A 19,945-nucleotide genomic window follows, 5' to 3' on the forward strand; every position below is an offset into this window, starting at 1 on the left:
GATATATTATCTGATTAGTTTTTTATATGCAAATTTAGAAAGCAGTCACTTTAAATCCAGTAAACAACACATGATTCATCTTCTGTTCTCCATTGTTTGGCAAAGGAGTTTTCGTGTTGTGCAAAGAGCACCGCACCATTCAAAAAGAAAAAAGTAACCAAGCTGTAGCCAATAAAAAATCGCTTCATCATTACGGTATTAGTTCAAAGATTATTCTTCCGGGCACAAAGAAACCCCTCTTTTTTCAAAAAGAGGGGTTCAAATTGTACAAAATATCTCAAATAACGTATCGACTGAAAAATTGTATTACCATTTTAAGGATGTAGGTCCTTGAATGCCGCATTCTCTTCCTTTACATGCTCTATGGTCTGTTTCAATTCGCCGACAGGCAAGTCATATCCATACCACCCCGTATAGCAATCCACCACATACCATTTCCCGTCAGACGAAAGTTCGAATTCGACACGCAAGTCAATCTCTGACTCTTCATATCCCGCCTCGAACACCTTATGTCCGGGCTCGTTCACCGTGAACTTAGAGACATAAATGCCACCTTCTTCCTGAGAGATGCGTTCTTCCTTCATAGTCTCGCTATCCAGCAACGGCCATTTTTCTTTGGTGAAAGGGAATGTTTTCTCGGTTTCACCGTCATCTTCAAATAAAGTAATCGGAGTTTTCAACGGAAACTTGATACGGGTATATTGGAATGCCGCACTGGAAGTAAACTTATCCAAAAACGACTTGAACTCCTCACCGAATCCGGTAGCCGCTTCACTGTCAGCTTTTGCTTTCGAACTATTACCGCAAGAGATGAACGAAACACCTGCAAACAGCACCATGGCCAACAAACAGCATACAAACTTTTTAGTTCTCATAACACTATATAAATTAAGAGTTTAATTGACGCTGCAAAGATAATGACAAGTTTGATATCTTAGTTATTCCGGAAGCTAAATCTTTTACGTGTCCCCAAGCGGATTATTCGTGTCGCAAATATTCATAGCCAAAGCGGCAAAACAGGCATTTCCGCTTATCACAATACTCCTTCCGCAACTGTATCAACGCCTGACTATCTGCCGCAGTGGCAACCGGCAGTCCGGCATTGCTCCACGCACGGGTTATATGATTATCTTCCGCTTTCAACTCTTCCAGGAAACGTCCGGCACGTTCACACATCCGCTCGTCCGCTTTATGCAAACCGTAGGTGTATAGAAAAGGGGTCACAGTATTTATGATAATCAAGTTTTTCGACCTCTCCCCTAGGGTTTTCTCTTTGTGCGGAGAAGTCTGTCCGAATAAATAATGACTTTCCCAATAAGCAGAAGTACGGGTAGTCAGCAACTCCCTTACTTCCGATAATGTTTCAGCTTCCAGCAACCGCGAGAACAATTTATCCCCTTTCTGATAAAGATAAGCCAACTGTGCCAGACGAATATGAGGAAAATTCTCGGGACGAAGCCTGAGAAACCGCCACAATGTGGCATCCATCACTCGAGTAAACTCAAACTTTCGCTGCAAATAACGGAACTCTTTGCAAAGGCGAAGGCTATACTCGTCTTCCTGTTCCTTTTTCAGAAACGTATCTTCGAACAGTCCTGCCAAACCGTAGAAGAGAGCTTCTATCTGAAACAAATCATTCCGGTGCTTATCTACGGCACGGAGCGGGAGCAAACCCGCCCACGTTTCAAAAGCATCCCCGTTCAGTCCAAAACCAAAGTTGCGGGCAAGGGTGATGAAGAAAGCGTCTTCCCAGTTGTTGTTACAGTGTTCAAGACGTTGCGTTATTAACCGCGCTTTTTGTTCCAACCGTTCAGTCTGCAAAGCTGTCAGCCAGGAGTGGACGGTAAGTTTGGGCAAGGAAGCAAGGACAGGATAGCAAGCCGGATACTGGTCAGCCACACAAAGTTCATGATAATGAGCTCGTATATGCTCGGGGCATGTCAATTGCAGTTGCGGGATAACCTCACCGTTAGTACGGGTTATTTCCCCGTCAGCCTCCCCCACTACATGAAGAATCACCGAATCGTAAACCTTATCGCTATCATGTCCGTGGTGAAACCAGTCCGAAGCATGGGCATGTATTTCGATGTTTCCTACCCACAATATACCGTTTATTTTTAGTTTAGCATTGAAAAAGTCGGGACCGGCGTTGGGGTTTTGCAAACCGGGGTCAATCACTTCTACCGGTAAACCGTTGGTGGTTTGCAGTACTTTCAGGGGAAATAATTTATGTTTCCACACGTAGTGAAGAAGGTGTTCCATGTTAACAAGACGTTAATGTACGCTACAAATGTAATAAAAATCACTATCTTTGCGACTATTATTTTGAATATAAGTCAGAAAACAATGAAAATAGCACTAATCGGTTACGGAAAAATGGGCAAAGAGATAGAAAAGGTTGCCCGTAGTCGCGGACATGAAATCGTCTGCATCATTGATATCAACAATCAGGAAGACTTCGAATCGGAGGCGTTCAAATCTGCCGATGTAGCCATTGAATTTACCAATCCGATGGTAGCTTACAATAATTATATAAAAGCTTTCAAAGCCGGAGTAAAACTGGTGTCAGGCAGTACCGGATGGATGGACGAACATGGCGAAGAAATCAAGAGACTCTGTACGGAAGGGGGCAAAACACTCTTCTGGTCGTCCAACTTCAGCCTGGGAGTCAGCATCTTCTCCGCTGTCAACAAGTATTTGGCTAAAATTATGAACCAGTTTCCTGCTTATGATGTCACCATGAGCGAGACGCATCATATTCACAAGCTGGATGCCCCCAGCGGAACAGCCATCACACTGGCAGAAGGTATTCTGCAAAACCTGGACCGCAAAGACAAATGGGTGAAAGGAACCTTCGCAGCACCGGACGGAACCGTCAGCGGTACCAATGATTGTGCCGCTAACGAACTTCCTATTGCCTCTATCCGTGAAGGAGAGGTTTTCGGTCTTCATTCCGTACGCTATGAATCCGACGTGGACAGCATCACCATCACACACGATGCCAAAAGCCGTGGCGGATTTGTATTGGGAGCCGTATTGGCTGCCGAATATACTGCCACACACGAAGGTTTTCTAGGCATGAGTGATTTATTCCCGTTTTTAAATGACTAAAATATCAGAAGCTAGTTCTAAACAAATATAACATTATGAGACAAGCCACACGCGCACAATGGATCAAATGCGTCCTTGCCATTCTACTTTACCTCATCTTCCTTATCTGGGTACGAAGTTGGTGGGGATTGATTGTTGTTCCTTTTATTTTTGATATTTATATTACCAAGAAAATTCCCTGGTCTTTTTGGAAGAAGTCGAAGAATCCGGCTGTTCGCAGTGTCATGAGCTGGGTAGACGCCATCGTGTTTGCATTGGTTGCCGTCTACTTCGTCAATATCTACATCTTCCAGAATTATCAGATTCCTTCTTCTTCTTTGGAAAAATCATTGCTGGTGGGCGACTTCCTGTATGTGAGCAAGATGAGTTACGGTCCCCGCGTACCGAACACTCCCCTTTCCATGCCGTTGGCGCAGCATACACTACCTGTCTTCAATGCCAAATCATATATTGAATGGCCGCAATGGAAGTACAAACGGGTGCCGGGATTCGGCAAGGTGAAGTTGAATGACATTGTCGTGTTCAATTTCCCGGCAGGCGATACGGTAGCAGTGAAGTACCAACAGACAACAGACTTCTATACACTGGCTTACAGCGAGGGACAACGCATCTACCCCAAACAGGTTGAGATGGATAGTCTGACCCGTGCGCAGCAACGTGCCATTTACGACTTGTACTATGCCGCCGGACGGAAGCAGATAATGAACAACCCACGCACTTATGGTGAAGTCCTCTGGCGCCCGGTAGACCGTCGCGAGAATTATGTAAAACGCTGTGTCGGTCTGCCTGGTGATACCCTTCAGATTGTAGAAGGCCAGGTGATGATTGACGGTAAAGCGATTGAAAATCCCGAAAACCTGCAATTCAACTATTTCGTGCAAACTACCGGTCCGTATATCACAGACGATATGTTCCGCGAACTGGGTATCAGCAAAGCCGACCAAATGCTGATAGAAGACTCCGGTTGGGAAATGGGACTGCTGGAAATAGGACTGGACAGCCGAAACGCACAAGGCAAACTGAACCCTGTCTATCATCTTCCCTTGACCAAGAAGATGTACAAAACCCTTTCCGGCAACAAAAAGCTTATCAGCAAAATCGTCATGGAACCGGAAGATTACGCAGGACAGATGTACCCGCTGAATCTTTATACGAAATGGGATCGCAACAACTACGGCCCTATCTGGATTCCTGCCAAGGGAGCCACCATTACGCTGACAGAGGATAATCTTCCTATCTACGAACGTTGCATCGTAGCTTACGAAGGCAACAAACTGGAAATCAAACCGGACGGAATCTACATCAACGGTGAAAAGACCGACCGATATACCTTTAAGATGGATTATTACTGGATGATGGGTGACAACCGTCACAACTCTGCCGATTCCCGTTACTGGGGCTTTGTTCCCGAAGACCATGTAGTAGGCAAACCGATTGTTGTATGGCTGTCGCTTGACAAAGACCGCGGATGGTTTGACGGCAAAATCCGTTGGAACCGCCTGTTCAAGTGGGTAGGCTGATAAGTGCATACTGCCATAACAGAGTGATAAGGTGATAAGAATTGATGAACATTCGTAAATTCAAATGGATACTAGCATTTGCCGGAGCAGTAGTCGTCGTGCTTCTGCTCCGGGGATTTGCTTTTACGTCCTGCCTTATCCCGTCCACCGGCATGGAAAATTCCATTTTCCAGGGCGAACGCATCCTAGTCAACAAATGGAGCTATGGGCTGCGGGTTCCTTTCATGTCGCTCTTTTCTTATCATCGCTGGTGCGAGAGTCCCGTGCGTCGGCAAGACATCGTAGTGTTCAATAATCCTGCCGGAATCCGGCAGCCGGTCATCGACCGTCGGGAAATCTATATCAGCCGTTGCATCGGCGTTCCGGGCGACACCTTATTGGTAGACTCCCTATTCTCCGCCACCTCTCCCGAAACAAAACATAATCCGGACAAAAAGAAACTTTATGTGTATCCCGTCTCCAAAGAGAGCCTGATTACCTCACTTATGCACACGTTCTCCATCACCGACGACGGTTTGATGGGAAGCAATGACACCACCCACGTACGTAGTTTCAGCCGATATGAATACTACCTGCTGGAACAGGCCATGTACGGGCAAAACTGGCTACAGCCTTTATCCCCCAAAAAAGACATTGAGCTGAAACCTTTGATTGTCCCCGGCAAGGGAAAATATATCCGGGTATATCCCTGGAACATCACTTTGCTGCGGAATACTCTCGTAATGCATGAAGGCAGGCAGGCGGAAATTAAAAACGACATCCTATATGTGGACGGCAACCCCACACAACACTGTTATTTCACCAAGGATTACTATTGGATGGGATCAAACAATACTATCAACCTGTCCGACTCACGTCTGTTCGGATTCGTCCCGCAAGACCATATCATCGGGAAAGCCTCCGTTGTCTGGTTCTCTAAAGAGAAAGAAACAGGCTTATTTGACGGATACCGATGGAACCGTTTCTTCCGGACGGTGAAATAAAAGACTTCCAAACGTATAAAATGAAAGAAATGAAAACAGCTTATTTATCTTCGGCTTACCTCGCTCCCGTCGAGTACTATACCAAATTACTGGCTTATGACAAGGTATTTGTAGAGCAACACGACCACTATATCAAGCAGACCTACCGCAACCGGTGCACCATCGCCGGCCCATCGGGTGAGTTGGCTCTTTCCATCCCGACCGTAAAGCCCGATACATTGAAATGCCCAATGAAGGATATCCGCATCTCCGACCACGGCAACTGGAGACACCTGCACTGGAACGCGATTGAATCCGCTTACAACAGCACTCCTTTCTTTGAATACTACAAAGATGATTTCCGCCCTTTCTACGAGAAGAAATATGAGTTTTTAGTCGATTTCAACGAAGAGCTTTGCCGATTGGTCTGCGAGCTGATAGATATTCATCCCGATATGGAACGTACTGCCGAATATAAAATGAAGTTCACTGCCGAAGAAACCGATTTCCGGGAAGTGATTCATCCGAAAAAGGATTTCAGAGAAGTAGATACAAAGTTTATTCCGCAACCTTATTATCAGGTTTTCGAGTCCAAATTGGGTTTCCTGCCTAATTTGAGTATCATAGACTTGTTGTTTAATATGGGACCGGAAAGTCTGTTGGTACTGGGCAAGAGTTAGAACATTAATATCAGAGAAGACTTTTTAAAAGACTATATAGCATCACGCCCAGAAAGAGTGAATTTTTCTGAATATGCCGTGAACTGCTATATGAATTCTATAAAGCTGTTTATATTACTACTTCTTCACGATTCTTCCCTTCATTAGAGTCATTTTGAAGGTTCACCGGTTTCACCGTTAGCTGAGCGGCTATAAATCAACGGTGAAACCGGTGAACCTTATTTATAACTATTAGAGAATTACATAAATTCCATATTAATTAATTAATTAATACACACAACTATATTACTGAATCTCAAAGGAATAGATTATTTCCCAATCACAGATTAAAAGAACTCCAAAGAAAAAAAGGAGAATGTTACTCCTACCTTGACAAGATAGTAACATTCTCCCGACAATCCATTTTTACCAAACTTCTACCTATTTCAATTCAAAGGGTACACTCCCCTTCATATCCCTTGATGAACTTCCGATAACTGCTTCAAACTTACCTGGTTCGACTATCCACTCGTGTTTTCCATCATCAAAGAAGCTCAATGCTTTCTTATCAACCGTCAGCGTTACCTCTTTCTCTTCGCCCGGAGCCAGTCTCACTTTTTGGAAGGCTTTCAGTTCTTTCACCGGACGGGGCAGAGAGGATTTCTTGTCACTGATATAAAGCTGAACGACTTCCTGACCTTCGCGGGTTCCTGTATTCTTCACGTTGACAGTGAACGAAATCGTGTCATCGGCGGTCATTGTTTTCTTATCTGCGGAAGGTTTGCCATAAACGAAAGTTGTATAGCTCAATCCATGTCCGAATGGAAACAACGGTTTGATTTTCTCCTTATCTGCCCAACGGTAACCAACAAAAATATCTTCGTGATAAGTTTCGTTAATAGTATCCCCCCTATGCTTGGATTTTGCGAGCTCTTCCTTATTACCCGGATATTCGCCCAGTTTATGAGCACCTACATCTTCCAGTTTTGCAGGAAAAGTGAAAGGAAGTTTTCCTGAAGGATTCGCATCTCCTGCTAAAACCGAAGCAAGAGCCGTTCCGGTTTCCGAACCCAAGAACCAGCCTTGTACAATGGCGGGAACTTCATTCACCCAAGGCATGGCCACAGCGTTACCGGAGATATTGACAACAATCAGTTTTTTATTCACCTTTGCCAGTTCGCTTATCACTCTATCCTGTGCGTATGGCAAGCCTAAAGAAGCACGGTCAGAGTCTTCACAATCCTGATGATTGCTCTTGTTCAAGCCACCAAAGAAGATAACATAGTCGGCGTCTTTAGCCACTTGCAAAGCCTCGGCGAGAAGTTCATCTTCCGAGCGGTCATCTTTTAGGTTCTGCCCGGTTTTCACACCGTTATACTCTCCTGTCGGATCGCCTACATATCCACGAGCATATACAATCTCTGCCTGTGAGCCGACACGTGCTTTTAAACCGTCCAACGGAGAAATCTCATATTTCACTTTCAAGGAAGAGCTACCACCGCCCACTGTCATCATCTTTATCGCATTTTCACCGATCACTGCAATTTTCTTCGCTTTATTCAAATCGATAGGCAATACGTTACCGTTGTTCTGCAACAGCACAATTCCTTCTTCAGCTATCTTACGACCAGCTTTCCCGTGCTCGGGAGAGCCTAAAGAGCCGAACGGCTTATGCGGGTCCATCGAAGTACGGAATATCAGACGAAGGACATTGCTAACCTTTTCGTCCAGTTCCTTTGTTCCAACTTTACCCTCTTTTATCAGTTTCAGGTAAGGGAAAGCAAGGTAATAATTATCATACGCATTTCTCGTTCCGGCAGACAGTCCGTTCGTCCATGAACCGAATTCCAAGTCCATGCCGTTGTGAATAGCCTGTTCGGTGTTGTGCACACCACCCCAATCGGACACAACCACGCCGTCGAAGCCCCATTCGTCACGGAGAATGTCTTTGAGCAGACGTTTGTTATGACAAGCGTGCTGCCCCTGATAAAGATTATAAGAGCCCATAATCGACCAGGTTCCCCCTTCCTGAACGGCAGCCTTGAAAGCAGGCAGGTATATTTCATAAAGGGCACGATCGCTCAGATGCACGTTAGTAGTATGACGGTTGAATTCCTGATTGTTCAGCGCGTAATGCTTCACGCAGGCGGCTACACCGTTCTCCTGCACTCCTTTGATATAAGGAACTACCATTGTGGCGGACAGATACGGGTCTTCGCCCATATATTCAAAATTACGTCCGTTCAAAGGGGTACGGTAGATGTTCACACCGGGGCCTAGCAAGATGTCTTTCTTGCGATAACGCGCCTCTTCACCGATACTTTTCCCATAAAGATGAGACATTTCGGGATTCCATGTAGCAGCAAGGCACGTCAGTGCCGGATAAGCTATACAGGAGTCGTTTGTCCATCCCGCCTGGTCCCATTCATCCCACAACACTTCCGGACGGATGCCGTGAGGACCGTCGGTAGCCCATACTTCGGGGATTCCGAGGCGGGGAACGCCTGCCGAACTGAATTTTGACTGTGCATGAATCATCTTCACCTTTTCTTCAAGGGTCATCCGATTCAAGGCATCTTTTACTCGCTCTTCGATTGGCTTATTCGTATCCAGATACACCGGTTTCTGCGCTGAGGCAGGCAGTGCAGCCATAATAGACAAGCCAAGTAACATTGCTTTAAGTTTCATGTTTGTTTATGATATAAGAAGTAAGTTATAAATCCATGTATTTATAATTAAAGACTCGCAAACAAGGGGTAGTTACTAGTTGCATCCGGCTTTATTAATGTTTTTTATCATTGCAACCCGATGCAACCAGTATCATACGTCCTTATTCAGTCTTTAATGTAACACTATTCATACTTTGGGCAAGGTTCTCAATCGTTGACTTCGAGCCATCCAAGGGAGCATATATTTCCAAGCTGGACTTCAGCATCCTTCCATCGCAGAGCTTATCTATCTCTTCTTGGACCATAGCCGAACGATAGAAGAACAGTTCGCTATATTCCCTGCCTATTGTGGAAGTATTATCACCAACGATGAATTTTCCGATGGTCAGCTTTTCATCCAACTCTCCGGCTAATGCCTTGTCTGTATATAACAGTGTACGCCCCTGAGCATAATAGTGTGTCAAAGATACTACATGCCACTGATTATCCGTCACATTTACCGTACCTTTTATTTCGCCAGTCAACGGGGAGTCATATACTACCACTCCATCCTGAATCTTCAGAGTTCCGGTCGCATTACCGCCATTGGCAAAGGAAGCGATGATTCCGTCTGCCGTTCCTTTCACTTTGAAAGAGATTGTAAACGGATGTACGGTTTCTTCGGGAGTGAATTCCAGTACTCTTTTGTTTGCTAGAGAGTAGGAAGTGCCGATAACACGTACCGGTTGTTTTTTGCCTGCATCTATCGCATCGAACAGGGAAGGAACCATGGCATAGGTAAATTCACGATGTCCGTCGGTAGTAGGATGATAAATATCATCACCATTCTGATAGCCGTTCGCCCATGCACCACTACCGTTATCTATCGCTCCCAACAGATTGACAGAAGGAAGGTCCCACTCATGAATCAACAAGTTCATTTGCTTCACGTATTCATAGTCGCTTGCATCAAAATCACCACGGGTATAGTTGTTCATCATCACAGGGTACTTTCCGTCTTCACGGGCTTTCTGAATCAGAGTTTGCATATTATCCCTGAATTGGTTGTAGACCGCCTGTTGGTCGACTGCATTGTGAATACCTTCATTTCCCAGTGAAAGACCGAAAATCACATAAGTGCCGCAGTCGTGAATCAAGTCGTTGTAGCGTGCCAGCAGGTTAAGCGTATTATTGCCATTAACGGCTATACCGGAAGTGTACCACGGAAATTTACTTTCCTGATTACAGAAACGCTCGTCAAGCAGTTCACCATACATATAAGCATAACCATGATTATTCGTTGCTCCCTGCCCGTTGGCAACAGAAGAACCCATTACGGAGATTTTGAAAGGGTCGATACCTTCTTCACCACAGTCGATATAGTAAACATATCTGCGCAAGTCCAGTGTAATGTGATAAGTACCGTGGTTCAGGTTAATATCCTCGGTATTATATCCCTGCGTACCCATGCCGACTTCATTTGTCGTACCTTTCACACGTTTCATCACGTAATCCCAGCTCCTGTTCATCACAAAGTTAAAGCGTTCGCGGTCACTCACACCGGATATTCCGGTCAACTTCACTCTTCCGCCCCAGACACCTTTTCCCTGATAAGCCAAAGGAACACCTTTGTCTACCGTCCATCCGTTCGGAGTGACGCTTCCCACAAGTGTCCAGCTTTCTATCGAGGTGATTTCGTACGTTTTACTGCTCAGGTCAATGGTAAGACGAATCTGTCCGGTCACAGGGGCGGCAATGCTATAATTATTTGTAGCCACCACTCCTTCTTTATACCCTTTTCCGATGTTTACAGTCTTGCCGTCTTTTGTGGTTCCCTTGAACGAGAAGTCACCGGAACCGAAAGAGGTGTACGCTTCAAAAACATTTGTCGGACTCCCGTCGGCAGATACCATATGCATCGATACTTGACCTTCCTCCACAGCACTGCCGCTCATAGTGAGTGACGTAAATTGTTCGGGGCGTTCTATATCGGTATATTCTTCTACTTTCAGCACATTTAACGCAATATAGTCACCGTTCTTTCTCGAAACGGTAAATTTTATATTGCCAGCATCATCCGGATAAATGAGCTCTGACTCACAGATATTCTGTATATTCTGGTTGATACCTTCGCCACCACAGTTGGTTCCGGAAGTCTGCAATTCGCCTTGATAGAGGTTCAATCCCGTCATTGTATAATAAGCAGTACGTGTCTGCGTAGTGCTCCGGCTACCGAATGCATAGAATTTATATGCTTTCTTCGGGTCGAGGTTACTGAATGTAAAACTGCTGTTATTCTCACCGGACTCAATAAAGAAGTAGTCTTCTGTGGCAGAAGCCACGGCAAAATCCTTCAACAACTCTTCCTGAGGTTCGAGCAGACCGCCGCCACCGCTCTGTCCGTTGGTGGAAAAGCGGCTGTTCAGGGTCAGTTCATAAGTCACTGAAGTATTCTCCGAGTTAACCAAAGAAGAGTAGACTGTATTAATCGCGGCATAGTTTCCGTCATTATTGGTTATATTATTCCAATAATGATTGTTTGCGTCAGGCCCTTCGGTCATGCTCCCCCGCCCATCCGTTTGGGAGCCAAAATCAAAGTATAATGTCTGTACCAATACCGGTGTTGCCGGATCCGGAATTTCAATTTCTTCACCCGGTGAAGGGGGGACTACCGGTTCATCATCATTACAAGAACCTATCGCCAGCATTCCAAATAAAGCGAATACCAATAACATATATTTCTTCATATTCTATTAATCTTATTAAGTTCTGATTTCTTTATCATTTAACATTGGTATATTCCTCCATCTTCAGAGCATTGAGCGCAGCATAGCTACCTTGCTTTTTTGCCAAAGTAAACTTTATCTCGCCATTTTCATTCGGATAAATCATTTCTGACTCACAGATATCTTTAATGTTCTGATGAATACCTTCACCTCCGCAATTATCACCTGAAGTTTGTAATTCACCCGTATATTCATTAGAACCCGACATAATATAATTTACGATACGGATATCAGTAGCGTTCGTTTTCCGGCTACCGAATATGTAAAACTTATATCCTTTCTCTTTATCCAATCCTGAAAAAGTAAAACTTCTGTCCTCATTTTCATTCTGTTCGGTAAAGAAATAATCTTCGGTAGCGGATGCCACAGCCAAATCATTCAACAAATCAGCCTGCGGTTCTAATAAACCACCACCCCCACTCTTTCCATTAGTAGAGAAACGGACATTCAAAGTCAAAGCATAATCAGTTTGAGCATTTTCAGAATTAACCAGAGGAGAATAAACCGTACCTGCTGCCGCATATTTATTACCTGATTCATTATTAGTTATATTATTCCAATAATGGTTATTCACATCGGGTCCCTCAGTCACAGTGCCTTGAGCTGCCGTAATAGAGCCGAAGTCGAAATAAAAAGTCTGCACTACCGCCGGTTCCGGCTTCACCTCTCCATCTGAAATCTTCTTTAAAGAAACCACACCTTTAGTAATACCTGCTGTCAAATCAACCGTAAGAACGTAAGTTGCGCCCTCTTCCAGACTTGCACCGTCCGCAAACTCAATATTTCCGCTGTCAAGCACCTTTATGAGAGATTCCGAACCCGCTGCTACCGTTAATTGGTTGCTATTGGAGAACTCGCCTCCCCAAGCGTTCTGGAAGTAGAATTTACAACCCAAATAGTCTGCCCTGATACGCTGTCCGACAGACGAACCATGTTCGGGCCCTGCCGTTGCCATGAATTGATACTTCTTAGACGAAATCTCGGGTACGCAGTATGCCTGCCCCTCATTCCAACCAAACTGATAATCCAATGAAGGAGAACCGACTCCCCATCCTAACAGCCAGATAGCACCATGCCCGTCTTCAGAAAGGGTAGCCTCTTTATCACCGTCCATACGGGTAACCCCGAAATACTTCTGTTTCATATTGGCAACCACCCGGTACTTACCGTCCATCGGCAAGAAAGTCAACGTACCATCAGATTCTTTCGTGAAATAATCAGGGTTTATCCACCAACCGTTCATATCAATACCCGACACCACGATTGACTGTCGTTGCGTAAAGGATTTTTGTATAAGATACGTATTCGCATCTTGCGCTATCATTTTCTCTCCATCAAACAGGACATTCACCAATGGGGTAACTTCATATGTAAGGGCATTGAATGTCACTTCATAAGGCTCTTTGGCCGTACCGGAGAAGGTGATAGGATTCACGTTCTTTCCTTCTGCAAGCAGATTGTCATTATCCCAACCGAAAGTCAGTTCGTTGCCGTTCTCCCCTACTTTCGGTGTTTTGATATAGGCCTTCAAGTCTTGAGGAAATCTGCCGGTTACACTATAATTATACAACGACTGCCTTTTCATCAAGTACTCCTCTCCCATCTCGTCCACCAAAGTCACGTAAGGAAAGTCCGGACGGGACAACACTACTTCCTGTTCCATTTCAGTCGTAGTGAAATGAATGTTCTGAAGTACAAATTTCAAGGTCGCCCTGCCGTCAATTATATTGGGATAGTAAGGAACAAAGACCTTTCCGGAATAGTCACTGCCGCTTGTCTTTGTGCGGATGACCGTTTCGGATACCTGCTCTTCGCCATAGAAGAGCTTTGCTTTCAATGTAGAAAGAGGAACGTCGATATCCGAAGCCTTAATCGTAAACGGAAGGCTGTCGCCATAAAGAGCGCTAACTTTTCCTGTGATGAATTCCATATCCGGATTGCCCGACAGGAACTCGTCATCACTACAGGAATTCATTGCCAGTATTCCTGCCAACGCCAGTATTATATAGATACTTCTTTTCATTGTCTTTATCGTTTTAAGGTTCTTATTCCGACTTCGCCCAACGGTAAGAGGTCACTGATTTGCCCGGAACATCATAGGCAAAATGACGCTTACCGTCACTGAAGGTTATTTTCTTTGTCTTTTCGTTGTTGTTCATCAGTACAAAGGCATACGTCCCGTCCGGGTTCTCGAAAGCAGAATACATGATATTGCTGTCAGAATAACCTGTCGCACCGATACGCACGGCTCCCGGCTTCACAACGCTTGAAAGGTGGGCGATGATATAGTAGTGGGAGTTACGGATAATCGTCTTATAATCGCTGTTGCTAATATCTACCGCTCCATAACAAGTCTGGCAGCCGCCTTCACGGTTGGGGGCGCGGTCATTGTCAAGCATCAGGTTCCAGACGATAACGCCCTTACACCAGTTGTTAATCGTGCCCAATGCCACTTCTTTCATATCTTCGAGCAGTCGTTTCGACAAATCACGCCCGCTGTTCCAAGTTCCGATAGAAGTTTCCGTAAACAGGAGTTCTTTATCCGGATACGCCTTGTGCATATTCAGGAGTTCTTCACGGTCGCCGCCGTAATTGTGATAGGCTGCGCCTGCCAGGTATTGGGAAGCTTCTCCGTCTTCATACATTTTGCCGGGATAGTTCTTCTCCGATTCAATGTTGCTGTAATCATAATTATGGTCGTATGCATAAATCTTTGTAGACAGTCCGGCAGCAGCGAATTGGGGGCCGAGAGCAGTTTTCACGAAGTCCCTCTGTTCTTCCCAACTCATGTAGAGTGAAGCCGAGTTGCCACGATTCAACGGTTCGTTCTGTGGAGTGACGGCATAAATATCAATTCCTTCGGCTTTGAATGCCTGTACCCATTTCACAAAATAAGTAGCATAATCCTGATAGTAAGCGGGATTTAACTGCCCGTTTGTCCAGGACGTAAGCGGGGTAAGGTCTGTCAGGCTCTTCACTTTCATCCATAGCGGGCACGTCCAGGGTGCAGCCATAATCTTAATGGAAGGGTTGATAGACAGAATCTCTTTCAGAACAGGCAGGATATAATTCTTTTCTTCGCTCTGCAAAGCAAAATTTTCAATGCCTTTGGTATCACAGCAAGTATATTCGCTCAATGAGAAGTCCGAACAACCGATGGAAATACGGATATAGCTAAAGCCGAAACCACTGTTATCAGAGAAGGTTTCCGTAAGAAAAGCATGACGGTCTGCCGGTTTCATTTGCAGTAGGTTAAAGCAGGTAGCGCCTGTGATAGCGGCTCCGAATCCGTCCATAGTCTGATACTGCTCCGCAGGGTTCAGAGTGATTGAAGTAGGTGCCAAGTTGTCTTTCGAACTGAAATTAACGGCATCACGAGCCAGGTCGCGGGTCAGACTGTTGGTTGTCGTATAAATGGTCACGTCTCCGGTTGGAACGGGCGCAACCGGTTTTTCCGCGTCGTCACTGTTGCTGCAAGCAGCCAATATGGTGAAGCATCCTAATAAGGTCAATGCTATATTTTTCATGTTAATCATATTTTTGAGTTTATATGTTTTTGAATTGAATTAATACCCCGGATTTTGCTGAATCTTATCGTTCGCATCAATGACCGATTGCGGGATAGGCAAGCGATAGGAAGTCTTGTCGAAAACGTAAACCTGTGCTTTTCGTCCGGAATCTTTGGCATACACCGCATTCATCACTTCTTCCACTTTATCCAAACGGACAAGGTCGAACCAGCGCTGTCCCTCGAAGGCAAGTTCCAAACGGCGTTCTTTAAGCAGTGCGTTCAGCATAGCATCCTTATTTGAACGGGTGGAAACCGAAAGTGCTCCCAGTCCGGCACGCTCGCGAATCTCATCAATAATATCGGCAGCCGCATCCAAATCCGGCGTGTCCTGCATTATCAGTGCTTCCGCTTTCAGTAATAATACGTCGGCATAGCGGTATTTAATAATGCTGCTGTTTGCCGAACGGCATTTGTACATGAACGGGTAATTGTCCGACGGGTAGTAATTGCTCCATTGGCAGTCATAATAGACAACAGACTCTTTGAAACGGACTTCATCCCCTTCTTTCTTGAAGGCGTTAATCAGGTCGCGGGATGGCGTTACCCATTTTGCCCAAGTGAAGTTCGTATTCCAGTTCACCAAGTCACGACCAAACATCCACGAACACCAGTTTCCGGCTCCGGGAGTGAATTGGGCTTCCAGGATAGATTCTTTTGTATTGCGCATCTTCGCATCCGTTCCGGCATCATTCATTCCAAACAAATCACTGAAATCATCCACAAGGTCGAATCCGTCGGCTTTTACTTCATCGCAGTACTGAATTACTTTTGCATAGTCGCGCAACGGCTTTTCCGCATAAATCTTTGCCAATAATGTACGGGCTACCGATTTGGTAAACAATGTCTTATTACCCGGCGTATTGTCCGGAGCATAAAGCACTGCGTCCAGCAAGTCCTTCTCAATCTGCTGATAGGCTTCAAGTTCCGTGTTCTGCTCTGGGAAATATTGTGGATATACATCATCAATATTTTCAGAGGTGATATCGTCCGCCACGGTGGTAATGACGGGGAAGTCTCCCCAAAGACGAACCATATCGAACATAACCATGGCACGGAATATCTTTGCTTCGGCTTTGTATTGTGCCCGTTCGGTGGTAGTCAACAAATTGTCGGTCACCAGGTCAATGTTACAAATCAACTTGTTGGCACGGGCCACATCTTCCAGATAGCGGTTCCAGTCACGTTCCAATACAGAGTTGGAACCTTCAATGGAGTTATTCTCAAACGGGACTACTTCTGCTCCCGTAGTGCCGGCGTAGGCATTATCCGCGTGAGAGTCTGAAATCAGCAGCAAGTCCACATACCAGTGTTCCTGACGGTCGCGCATCTGATTATAAAGCGTTGTAAGGTGGCTTTCAACCGCCGCTTTATCCTTGAACACAATCTTTGTACCATTGTCCGTTACTCCTTCCGTCACATCCGAATAAGTATCTAATGGCTCATAATTCAGTGAGCAGGAAGAAAGTCCCAATAGTAAACCGGATGTTAATCCGCAAAATAGATATTTTAGTTTCATAATCTTTCCTTTCATTAGAATTCAACATTTATACCAAACACGTATGACCTGCAATGCGGATACGTACCCCAGTCAATACCTTGTACCGTACCGCTATTTCCCCATTGGTTTACTTCCGGATCCATACCGGAGTAGCTGGTCCATGTCAGCAGGTTACTGGCGGTGAAATAGGGTTGCAGGCGGGTGATGCCCCATTTCTTCAGAAGTTTGCCTTTGAAGTTGTAAGATAAGGAAACATCTTTCAGCCGCAGGTAACTACCGTCTTCCACGAAATAAGTGGAGTTGAGCAGCTTGAAATTGGCTTTAGGTACATCTGTTATCTGTCCGGGGATTTTCCAACGGTTCAGGACGCGGGTCGACTGGTTCTTGCCGTCGTACATACCTTCCGTTTCAATGCGCGAAGCGTTATAGATGTCGTTTCCGTAAGAGCCCTGGATAAAGATACTCAGGTTGAAGCCTTTCCAGGAAAATGTATTCGTCATACCGTAGGTGAAATCCGGGTTCGGGTCACCTATATAGGTACGGTCGGACGACGAAATCTTTCCGTCATTATTCAAGTCGCGATACATCAGTTCACCGGTTTCGGGGTCTACGCCGTCACTGATATAACCATAGAAACCACCCAAAGCGCGTCCCGGCTCATTACGTACCACATAGTCATTGATTACGTCCGATGTTTTTGCGTCGTAATATACTTTTTGCAGTTCCAGTTTCGTTAGTTTATTACGGTTGAAAGAGATGTTGAAATCCGTATCCCAGGTAAAGGCTCCGCCGCGGAAGTTCTTCGAGCTGATAGAAAGTTCGAAACCTTTGTTCACCATCTCCCCCTCATTGCGGGCAATGGAAGTGGACGCGGCAGCACCGGCAGGCAGTGAGACGTTCATCAACATATTCTTGGTTTTCTTATAGTAATAGTCGGCATTGAAAGACAGTCGTCCGTTCAGGATTGTCAAGTCCAGACCGATATTTGTCTGTGTAGTAGTCTCCCAGGTTAAATCGGATGTACGCAAGTTTGCCTGGCTGATAGTGGGGACGGCATTTGCATAGTCGGTCTTGTCCCCTTCCTCGCCTTTCTTGAACCATTCGATACGTCCGATATTGTAGCGTTGCAGGTAGGCATAATCCCCAATACCCGACTGGTTACCGGTCTGTCCCCAGCCACCACGCAGTTTCAAGTCATCAATCCATGTAAGGTTCTGCATGAACTTCTCTGAAGAGATACGCCATGCGGCAGAGAACGACGGGAATACTCCCCAACGATGGTCGGGATGCAGTTTGGAAGAGCCGTCGGCACGGAGATTGGCTGTCAGCAGATATTTACTGTCGAAATTATAGGCAACACGTCCGAAGAAAGACATGATTCCCCATTGTGAAGCGCCTGTTCCGGTGTTGTCCCATGATATTTTATTGGCAGCATTCAACGTCGGAATCTGGTCGCTGCGATAATGCGAACCGTTTATCCAACTGTTAGAATAATCAGAGTCCGTCCAAGATGAACCTGCCATCACTTCCAGCCCGTGCTTCTTGAAGTTCTTATTGTAAGTCAGTACATTGTCAAATGTCAGAACGGTGTTCATATTCCGGTTGTCCGAAGCCTCACCGTATTGGTTACGTCCCCAAGTGGTAGAGACAGGGTCAAGAAAAGTAGTGTTGACAGCATTACGGCGGTCAAGGGTAAGGGTGGACTTGAATTTCAAGTCGGGGAAAGGAGTCAGCAATACATTACCCGAAGCCAACAAGCGGTTCTCCTTATCCTTGTTGTTCTTTGCGCGTGCCATATTTTCCAACGGGTTGGTGATATTGCCCACACCATAAAAGTTATTATAGTATTGGTTGGGATTCAAGGCATCCCAAATAGGTGCGTAGGTCGGTGTATTGATAACCGCCAGGATGACGCCGCCACGATTAGAACCGGTTCCCATGGCGCCACCGCCGTTGCTGGTATAATCCGAATAAGAGATGTTGGCACTCACGGTCAGCCATTTGCGAATCTGATTTTCGAGATTCACACGGAAGTTATAGCGTTTGTAATAAGAGATGTCGAGTACTCCCTGTTCTTTCAGGTATCCGGCGGAAAGGTAATATTTCATTTTCTCGTTGCCGTTGGATACGGCTACCTGGTAATTCTGTGTCTTTCCGGTCGTATAGGTTTCATCAAACCAATCTGTGCGATCGGGCAATCCGTCCGGCAAGGAAACAAGCCCGATTTCGTCCTGCAACTCCTTGTACTGCGCAGAGTTCAGGGATTCTACCTTATCCGCTACTTTGTTCAATCCGAACTGAGCCGTCAGAGATACTTTCGCATTTCCTGTCGCACCGGCTTTGGTGGTAATCAGAATTACACCATTGGCAGCTCGGGAACCGTAGATAGAAGCCGAAGAAGCATCTTTCAGAATCTGCATACTCTCAATATCGTTCGGAGAAAGGAATTTGATGTTGTCTACGGGCACTCCGTCCACTACATACAGCGGGTCGTTACTACCATTCATCGAAGTCGTACCACGCACACGGATAGACATTTCACCACCCGGCGTACCATTAGGCTGAATCACCGATACACCGGCTGCCTTTCCCTGGATAGCCTGACCTGCCGATACGATAGGGCGCATATCCAGGTCTTTGGTGGATACGGAAGAGATAGCGGTAGTAACATCTTTCCGTTTCACTGAGCCATAACCAATCACCACCACTTCGTCAAGCACCTCATTGTCTTCCTGAAGCGCGACTTTCATCTGGCGGGCCGCTTTCATCTCCTGCGACTTGTAACCCACATACGAGAATATCAGAATGGCATTTTGTTTCACATTTAACGTGAAGTTACCATCCAAATCGGTGATTGCTCCATTAGATGTACCTTTCTCCTGTACACTGACACCAATAAGCGGCTCTTTTTGGGCATCCATGACCTGACCGGACGCGGTAATTTGCTGTGCATTTGCACTCAAAGATAAAAACATTGCAAGGATAGCAAAGAAAATCTTGCGACTCCCCGAAAGGATTTTTCGCCTGTTCTTTTTCATGCGTACTAATTTAAAAGTTAATAATAAACGTTCGTCTACAACGGAGCTTGTCCCATTGCTTTCGAAGCACAGGTCAAAAGTATAAAGAAATCGAGGTGAGCTCACGAAGAGGGGTCAATAAGTGGATTATCAAAAGATTCAACCCATTTACT

General features: G+C 45.5%; 12 protein-coding genes. 4 read left to right on the forward strand and 8 right to left on the reverse strand.

Annotated elements, in window-relative coordinates:
• Positions 1-314 precede the first annotated feature (314 nt).
• On the reverse strand, positions 315-875 hold the full coding sequence (locus NSB03_RS00460; RefSeq protein WP_172503684.1) for a DUF4348 domain-containing protein: 561 nt from the start codon (positions 873-875) through the stop codon (positions 315-317).
• A 103-nt stretch (positions 876-978) separates the two neighbouring features.
• Positions 979-2,262, reverse strand: a complete 1,284-nt coding sequence (locus NSB03_RS00465) for a DUF2851 family protein (RefSeq protein WP_024986076.1) — start codon at positions 2,260-2,262, stop codon at positions 979-981.
• Between the two features lie 84 nt (positions 2,263-2,346).
• Between NSB03_RS00465 and dapB the strand changes: the two genes are divergently transcribed.
• The 4 genes from dapB to NSB03_RS00485 are packed head-to-tail and all read left to right on the forward strand — an operon-like array spanning position 2,347 to position 6,273.
• Positions 2,347-3,111, forward strand: coding sequence for a 4-hydroxy-tetrahydrodipicolinate reductase (gene dapB / locus NSB03_RS00470; protein WP_024986077.1), 765 nt, complete (start codon positions 2,347-2,349; stop codon positions 3,109-3,111).
• 35 nt (positions 3,112-3,146) lie between these two features.
• Positions 3,147-4,631: a signal peptidase I gene (gene lepB, locus NSB03_RS00475; RefSeq protein WP_024986078.1), complete on the forward strand. Its 1,485-nt coding sequence runs from the start codon at positions 3,147-3,149 to the stop codon at positions 4,629-4,631.
• 44 nt (positions 4,632-4,675) lie between these two features.
• On the forward strand, positions 4,676-5,614 hold the full coding sequence (lepB, locus tag NSB03_RS00480; RefSeq protein WP_257466127.1) for a signal peptidase I: 939 nt from the start codon (positions 4,676-4,678) through the stop codon (positions 5,612-5,614).
• A gap of 20 nt (positions 5,615-5,634) precedes the next feature.
• Positions 5,635-6,273 (forward strand): WbqC family protein, encoded by a 639-nt coding sequence (locus tag NSB03_RS00485; protein WP_128824190.1) that lies wholly within the window; start codon positions 5,635-5,637, stop codon positions 6,271-6,273.
• 420 nt (positions 6,274-6,693) lie between these two features.
• On the opposite strand, the gene NSB03_RS00490 is transcribed toward NSB03_RS00485, so the two are convergent.
• From NSB03_RS00490 to NSB03_RS00515, 6 genes are all read right to left on the reverse strand, one after another.
• Entirely contained in the window at positions 6,694-8,940 is a 2,247-nt protein-coding gene (locus NSB03_RS00490; protein ID WP_257466128.1) for a glycoside hydrolase family 3 C-terminal domain-containing protein, read from the reverse strand.
• A 142-nt stretch (positions 8,941-9,082) separates the two neighbouring features.
• Entirely contained in the window at positions 9,083-11,647 is a 2,565-nt protein-coding gene (locus NSB03_RS00495; RefSeq protein ID WP_024986080.1) for an SGNH/GDSL hydrolase family protein, read from the reverse strand.
• Positions 11,648-11,681: 34 nt separating this feature from the next.
• Positions 11,682-13,709, reverse strand: coding sequence for a DUF5016 domain-containing protein (locus tag NSB03_RS00500; RefSeq protein ID WP_024986081.1), 2,028 nt, complete (start codon positions 13,707-13,709; stop codon positions 11,682-11,684).
• A gap of 22 nt (positions 13,710-13,731) precedes the next feature.
• Positions 13,732-15,222, reverse strand: a complete 1,491-nt coding sequence (locus tag NSB03_RS00505; protein ID WP_135036230.1) for an endo-1,6-beta-glucanase — start codon at positions 15,220-15,222, stop codon at positions 13,732-13,734.
• Between the two features lie 30 nt (positions 15,223-15,252).
• On the reverse strand, positions 15,253-16,788 hold the full coding sequence (locus NSB03_RS00510) for a RagB/SusD family nutrient uptake outer membrane protein (protein WP_257466129.1): 1,536 nt from the start codon (positions 16,786-16,788) through the stop codon (positions 15,253-15,255).
• A complete protein-coding gene (locus tag NSB03_RS00515) occupies positions 16,788-19,793 on the reverse strand; it encodes a SusC/RagA family TonB-linked outer membrane protein (RefSeq protein WP_257466130.1) in 3,006 nt (1,001 codons plus the stop codon). The genes NSB03_RS00510 and NSB03_RS00515 overlap by 1 nt, the downstream gene beginning before the upstream one ends.
• Positions 19,794-19,945 lie beyond the last annotated feature (152 nt).

This window comes from Bacteroides acidifaciens (assembly GCF_024623065.1).
GTDB lineage: Bacteria > Bacteroidota > Bacteroidia > Bacteroidales > Bacteroidaceae > Bacteroides > Bacteroides acidifaciens.

Excerpts from the sequence above, each read along its gene's own strand:
- NSB03_RS00510 (WP_257466129.1), bottom strand. The coding sequence starts at position 16,788 with ATGAAAGGAAAGATTATGAAACTAAAATATCTATTTTGCGGATTAACA.
- NSB03_RS00485 (WP_128824190.1), top strand. The coding sequence starts at position 5,635 with ATGAAAGAAATGAAAACAGCTTATTTATCTTCGGCTTACCTCGCTCCC.
- NSB03_RS00495 (WP_024986080.1), bottom strand. The coding sequence starts at position 11,647 with ATGAAGAAATATATGTTATTGGTATTCGCTTTATTTGGAATGCTGGCG.
- dapB (WP_024986077.1), top strand. The coding sequence starts at position 2,347 with ATGAAAATAGCACTAATCGGTTACGGAAAAATGGGCAAAGAGATAGAA.
- NSB03_RS00490 (WP_257466128.1), bottom strand. The coding sequence starts at position 8,940 with ATGAAACTTAAAGCAATGTTACTTGGCTTGTCTATTATGGCTGCACTG.
- NSB03_RS00505 (WP_135036230.1), bottom strand. The coding sequence starts at position 15,222 with ATGATTAACATGAAAAATATAGCATTGACCTTATTAGGATGCTTCACC.
- lepB (WP_257466127.1), top strand. The coding sequence starts at position 4,676 with ATGAACATTCGTAAATTCAAATGGATACTAGCATTTGCCGGAGCAGTA.
- NSB03_RS00500 (WP_024986081.1), bottom strand. The coding sequence starts at position 13,709 with ATGAAAAGAAGTATCTATATAATACTGGCGTTGGCAGGAATACTGGCA.
- NSB03_RS00460 (WP_172503684.1), bottom strand. The coding sequence starts at position 875 with ATGAGAACTAAAAAGTTTGTATGCTGTTTGTTGGCCATGGTGCTGTTT.
- NSB03_RS00465 (WP_024986076.1), bottom strand. The coding sequence starts at position 2,262 with ATGGAACACCTTCTTCACTACGTGTGGAAACATAAATTATTTCCCCTG.
- NSB03_RS00515 (WP_257466130.1), bottom strand. The coding sequence starts at position 19,793 with ATGAAAAAGAACAGGCGAAAAATCCTTTCGGGGAGTCGCAAGATTTTC.
- lepB (WP_024986078.1), top strand. The coding sequence starts at position 3,147 with ATGAGACAAGCCACACGCGCACAATGGATCAAATGCGTCCTTGCCATT.